This window comes from Asanoa sp. NPDC050611, from assembly GCF_040654855.1.
Taxonomy (GTDB): Bacteria; Actinomycetota; Actinomycetes; order Mycobacteriales; family Micromonosporaceae; genus Asanoa.
The window spans coordinates 1-5,278 of the sequence record NZ_JBFAIU010000440.1 but is presented as its reverse complement, the minus strand read 5'-3'; the positions used below and the strand labels follow the sequence as shown (position 1 = coordinate 5,278).

The window sequence follows — 5,278 nt, the reverse complement described above, 5'->3', positions numbered from 1 at the left end:
GCTCGCCCCGGACCACCAGCGCCCGGCTCTCCCCCGCGCGGACCGCATCCAGCAACTGGTCGAAAACTGCCCGTTCCGGGCGCCTCCCTAGCAACATGCCGCCTCAACCATAGGCCGGGCCGCCGCGCGCCGTGGCCGGACCAGGTTTTCGCACTGCCAGTGCAGTATTGACACCCGTCACACGCGGTGCCTAACGTCGATCTCCCCTGCCCCCTCTGGGAGGAGCGCATCGATGCGCCGTACCCTCCTGTTCCGCGTCCTGGTGTGCACGGTGGCCGCCGTCACCGCCGTGACCACCCTTCCGACGACGGCTGCGAGCGCCGACCGGGGCACACCCGGCGACCAACCCCTGCCCGGCTACACGATCGTCAACCCGCCGCTGACACCGGCCACCGTGGACGGTGCCGCGTCCACCGTACGACAGGGCACCTACCGGCACGCGGCGTACATCATCGAGGTGCCGCCGCGCTGGAACGGCGACCTGGTGATGTGGGCGCACGGCTACCGCGGCCAGGGCACGGTGCTGACCGTCGACCCGCCCGCCTACGGCATGCGCCAGAAACTGCTCTCCCAGGGGTACGCGTGGGCGGCGTCCTCGTACACGGGAAACGGTTTCGACATCCGCGCCGGCGTGGTCAGCACCCAGGAGCTGGCCGGCCTGTTCGGCAAGACGGTCCGCCGTCCACACCGGACGTACATCGCGGGCGTGTCGATGGGCGGCTACATCATCGGGCGGTCGCTGGAGGAGTACCCGGGCCTCTACGACGGCGCCCTGCCGATGTGCGGGGTGATGGGCGACCAGCGCCTGATCGACTACTTCCTCGACTACCAGCTGACCGCGGAGGCGCTCAGCGGGGTCACGACGTACCCGGCCGGACCCGACTACCTGACCACGGTCGTGCCGGCGGTGCAGCAGAAGCTGGGACTCGTCGGTCTCTCGCCGGTGGCACCGGAGCCGTCGAACGCGCTGGGCCGGCAGTTCCGCGACATCACGGTCAACCAGTCGGGCGGCCCCCGCCCGGGCGCGGCGGCGTCGTTCGCGTACTGGAAGGACTTCCTGTTCGGCCTGGGCGCCCCGGCCGAGTCGTCATCCACACCGGCCCAGGACCCGGGCCTGATCTCGACGAACCTGTTCACGCGCTACTCGCCGAACACACCGGTGAACGTGAACCGCGTGGTCCGTCGGGTGGCGCCGGAGTCGCTGCGCGAACGGGTCTCGAACCGGCTGACGCAGGTCCCGAAGATCGAGGGCCGCCCGCGGGTCCCGGTCCTGTCGCTGCACACCCTGGGCGACCTGTTCGTGCCGTTCGTCAACGAGCAGCAGTACCAGGCGGACGTCTCCCGGCACGGCCGGGACCGGCTGCTGGTGCAGCGCGCGGTCCGGGCGACGGAACACTGCGAGTTCAGCCCGACCGAGGTCGGCACGGCGTGGGACGACCTGGTGAACTGGGTGCGCCACGACCGCAGGCCGGCGGGCGACCGCGTGGACCGCAGGTCGGTGGCGGCCCCGGACTACGGCTGCCGCTTCAGCGACAAGGCGGCCTACACCACCGGCACCCGCCGCCTGTTCCCCGCCTGCCCGTGACTCACGCGAACACGAAGTAGCGCAACCAGAGGTACGGCGTGCACAGCGCCACGGTTATCGCGGTGACGATCAGGCCGTACTTCGTGAACTGCCAGAAGGAGATCGGGCGCCCGGCGCGTTCGGCCAAGCCCAGCACCACCACGTTGGCCGACGCGCCGATCGCCGTCGCGTTGCCGCCCAGGTCCGCGCCCAGGGCCAGCGACCACCAGAGGACCTGCGGGTCCTGGCCGCCGTAGTCGGCGCGGACCAGTTCCGCGACCACCGGGCTCATCGTCGCGACGTACGGGATGTTGTCCACGACCGCTGACAGCACCGCCGAACCCCACAGCAGCACCATCGACGCGAGGAGCAGGCGGCCCTCCACCGCGTCGGAGGCGGCGTCCGCGATCCGGGCCACCACGCCCGTCGAGACCAGGGCGCCGACCATCACGAACAGGCCCGCGAAGAAGACCAGCGTCGGCCATTCCACGTCCCCGGCCACCTCGGTGGGGTCCAGGCGGGACAGTGCCAGCAGGACCAGGCCGCCGACCATCGCGATGACCGACGGCTCCAGGCGCAGCACCGTCTGCAGGGCGAACGCCACCGTCACGACGGCCAGGACCAGCAGGGAGACCACCAGCAGGCGCACGTCGCGGATCGCGTCCCGCTCCCGCAGCGCCATGACCGACGCCGCCCGGTCCGGGTCGTGGCGGAACGCCGACCGGAACAGCCACCGGCACAGCAGCATCAACGCGACCACCAGGAGGACCACGATCGGCGTCAGGTGCACCAGGAAGTCGTTGTAGGACAGTCCGGCCCGGCTGCCGATGATGATGTTCGGCGGGTCACCGACCAGTGTGGACGTCCCGCCGACGTTCGACGCCAGCGCCTCCACGATGAGGAACGGGGCGACCGGCACCGCCAGCCGGTCGCAGACCAGGAACGTCACCGGCGCGATCAGCAGGACCGTGGTCACGTTGTCGAGGAACGCCGACGCGAAGGCGGTCACTCCGACCAGGATCACCATCAGGCGGTACGGGCGGCCGCGCGCCCGTTTGGCCGCCCAGATCGCGACGTACTCGAAGACACCCGTGCGGCGCAGGACCGCGACGATCAGCATCATGCCGAGCAGCAGGAAGATCACGTGCCAGTCGATGCCGGCGTCGGCGGAGAAGAAGGCGTGGTCCGCGGACGTCGCGCCGATGAGCAGCATCAGCACCGCGCCACCGAGCGCGGCGGCCACGCGGTGGACCTTCTCCGTGGCGATCAGCGCGTACGCCACCGCGAAGACCGCGACAGCGAGCCAGGCGGTCGTGCTCATGCCACCGGGACCCTAGCCGGGGCCGGCCGCCGCCGGAAGGCGTCGCGTCAGTCGAAGCGCTCGCCCATCGTGGCGAGCATGCGGTCGATCTCGTCACTGAGCGAGCCCTCGCCGCGCCGTTCGAGCCAGACGTCCGTGCCGACCCGCAGGCTCGCGGTGAAGGCCGCCGCCATCAGCCGGGCGCGCATCGCGTCGGCGCCGCGGCGGGTGAGCTCGCCGGCGACGTCCTCCTCGAACGCCGCGTGGCGGGCGAACTGCTGGCCGACCAGCGACGGGTGGCGGCGGATGAGGCGGCTCTGCGCGACCCATTCGGGGTCGGGCTCGCCGGACTCGTCGAACAGGGCCCGGCTGCTGGCCCGGATCGCCAGCCACGCCGGCTCGGTCGTGGGCCGCGCGCCCAGCGCCTGCAGGAACTGGTTGAGCCGCTCCCGCTCGCCGTGCAGGAGGGCGTCCTCCTTGTTGGCGAAGTAGTTGGAGAACGTGCGCCGGGACACCTCCGCGGCCTCGACGATCGCCTCCACCGTGACCTCGGTCAGCCCCCGCTCGATCGCCAGCTCCATCGCCGCGCGATGGAGAGCGTCGGCGGTCGCCGCCTTCTTCCGCTCGCGAAGGGTCTGTGTCTCCGCCGTCGCCGTCTCCACGCCTTGCACGATATCGCGGGATCCCACGTATTGCTCAATGGGCAACTTTGCACACTAGGAAATTCGATGGCAAGCTGAACGCGCGGTCGGCTCACGTATGGCAGCGTGCGCGGGCAGCGGCAAGGATGGGAAGCGAGGGCATCGATACCTCGCAGGCCAACGGTGACCCCGAAAGGATCGAGGCGGATGGGCACCTCGGTGGCGCGGCACCCGGACGAGGAGCACTACGGTCCGGCCGTACGACCGATGAAGTTCGAGCGTGGCACCGACGGCCCGCGCGTCGTCATGGTCGGTGTCGACGGCACCGAGACCTCGCTGCGCGCGGCCGCGTCGGCGTTCGGGGTCGCCCGGCGCCAGGGCTGCGGCCTGACCATGGTCTTCGTGGCCGCGCCGGGCCTGCTCGCCTCGCTCGCGCCGCAGGTCGGCTACGCGCAGCAGGAGGCGTTCGAGGAGGTCGCCGCCGACCTCAAGCGGGAGGCGCACCGGGCCGCGGAGGAGTACGGGGTGCCGGTCACGCTGGTCACCCGCCGCGGCGACGCGTTCTCGGAGCTGGCCGCCGTCGCCGACGCGATCAAGGCCGACTTCGTCTTCGTCGGCGCGAGCGCGCAGGCCGGGCACAAGTTCGTCGGCTCGATCGCCACCCGCCTGGTCCGGCTGGGCCACTGGCCGGTCGTCGTCGTCCCTTAACGCGCCTTGTCGTACGCCTCGCGCGCCTCGAAAACCCCATCGAGGTTGGCCTCGACCCAGCGCGTCAGCGTCCAGATCTGCTCGGCCACCTCCCGCCCCATCGGGGTCAGGGAGTAGTCGACCCGCGGCGGGATGACCGGCTTCGCGTCGCGGTGGACGAAACCGTCGCGCTCCAACGTCTGCAGGGTCTGCGCGAGCATCTTCTCGCTCACGCCGCCGATCGCCCGGCGCAGCTCGCTGAACCGGTGTGAGCGGTCCCGCAGCTCGGCCAGGACGAGCACGCCCCAGCGGCTGGTGACGTGCTCCAGGACCGGACGGGACGGGCAGTCGACCCGGTTGACGTCGGGCGCCTGGATCTCACTTACGGCCATGTCCGTACCTTACTTCAAGGTGGGTACTTACGGCCAGGAGGGTATGCGACGTAGCGTTAGCGGCGCCCCGTCGTTCGGACAAAAGGAACTCTTGACTCATGAGCCTCGTCATCACCGGCGCCAACGGTCAGCTCGGCCGGCTGGTCATCGCGGATCTGCTCGCCCGCGGCGTGCCGGCCGAAGGGATCACCGCCGTCGTGCGGAGCGCGGAGAAGGGCGCCGACCTGGCCGCGCTCGGCGTGCGCCTGCACGTCGCCGACTACGACGAGCCGTCGACCTTCGACGGCGCCTTCGCCGCCGGTGACCGGGTGCTGCTCATCTCCGCCAGCGAGGCCGGCCGGCGCGGGCCGCAGCACCAGGCCGTGATCGACGCCGCGGCCGCCGCCGGGGTGGCCCAGCTCGCGTACACCGGCGTGTTCGGTGGCCCGGACGCCTGGTTCGCGCTGGCCGACGACCACCGCGTGACCGAGGCCGCGATCGTCGCGGCCGGGCTGCCGTACACCTTCCTGCGCAACAACTGGTACTCGGAGATGTACACCGGCGACGTGGCCGGGATCATCGCGCGCGGCACGGTCGCCAACGCGGTCGACCCGGAGAGCCACCCCGTCGTCGCGCTTGCCACGCGGTCGCCGCTCCGCCAGCAGTTCCGGCGCTACCTCGACATCCGCGTCGGGCTCGCGTTCGCCCGGCTCGC

6 protein-coding genes are annotated in these 5,278 nt (G+C 71.4%); 3 read left to right on the top strand and 3 right to left on the bottom strand.

Going from position 1 to position 5,278, the window contains the following annotated elements; translation table 11 throughout:
* The first annotated feature begins 232 nt into the window (after window positions 1–232).
* A complete protein-coding gene (locus AB0H87_RS37530; protein ID WP_360157151.1) occupies window positions 233–1,585 on the top strand; it encodes a hypothetical protein in 1,353 nt (450 codons plus the stop codon).
* Window position 1,586: 1 nt separating this feature from the next.
* Here AB0H87_RS37530 and AB0H87_RS37525 read toward each other — a convergent pair whose 3' ends face one another.
* Complete coding sequence (locus AB0H87_RS37525; protein WP_360157148.1) at window positions 1,587–2,885, bottom strand: ArsB/NhaD family transporter; 1,299 nt, start codon at window positions 2,883–2,885, stop codon at window positions 1,587–1,589.
* Window positions 2,886–2,932: 47 nt separating this feature from the next.
* Window positions 2,933–3,526 (bottom strand): helix-turn-helix domain-containing protein, encoded by a 594-nt coding sequence (locus AB0H87_RS37520; protein ID WP_360157145.1) that lies wholly within the window; start codon window positions 3,524–3,526, stop codon window positions 2,933–2,935.
* A 186-nt stretch (window positions 3,527–3,712) separates the two neighbouring features.
* Between AB0H87_RS37520 and AB0H87_RS37515 the strand changes: the two genes are divergently transcribed.
* The gene (locus AB0H87_RS37515) at window positions 3,713–4,213 is read left to right on the top strand and encodes a universal stress protein (RefSeq protein ID WP_360157142.1); all 501 of its coding nucleotides are present in this window, start codon (window positions 3,713–3,715) and stop codon (window positions 4,211–4,213) included.
* Here AB0H87_RS37515 and AB0H87_RS37510 read toward each other — a convergent pair.
* Entirely contained in the window at window positions 4,210–4,584 is a 375-nt protein-coding gene (locus AB0H87_RS37510) for a helix-turn-helix domain-containing protein (protein ID WP_360157139.1), read from the bottom strand. The genes AB0H87_RS37515 and AB0H87_RS37510 overlap by 4 nt on opposite strands.
* Before the next feature lie 98 nt (window positions 4,585–4,682).
* Here AB0H87_RS37510 and AB0H87_RS37505 point away from each other — a divergent pair.
* The coding region (locus AB0H87_RS37505) for an NAD(P)H-binding protein (protein ID WP_360157136.1) at window positions 4,683–5,278 on the top strand (596 nt) is incomplete at its 3' end.

Bases quoted from the DNA above. Each gene is read 5' to 3' on its own strand.
- AB0H87_RS37530 (WP_360157151.1), top strand. From the start codon at position 233: ATGCGCCGTACCCTCCTGTTCCGCGTCCTGGTGTGCACGGTGGCCGCC.
- AB0H87_RS37510 (WP_360157139.1), bottom strand. From the start codon at position 4,584: ATGGCCGTAAGTGAGATCCAGGCGCCCGACGTCAACCGGGTCGACTGC.
- AB0H87_RS37515 (WP_360157142.1), top strand. From the start codon at position 3,713: ATGGGCACCTCGGTGGCGCGGCACCCGGACGAGGAGCACTACGGTCCG.
- AB0H87_RS37525 (WP_360157148.1), bottom strand. From the start codon at position 2,885: ATGAGCACGACCGCCTGGCTCGCTGTCGCGGTCTTCGCGGTGGCGTAC.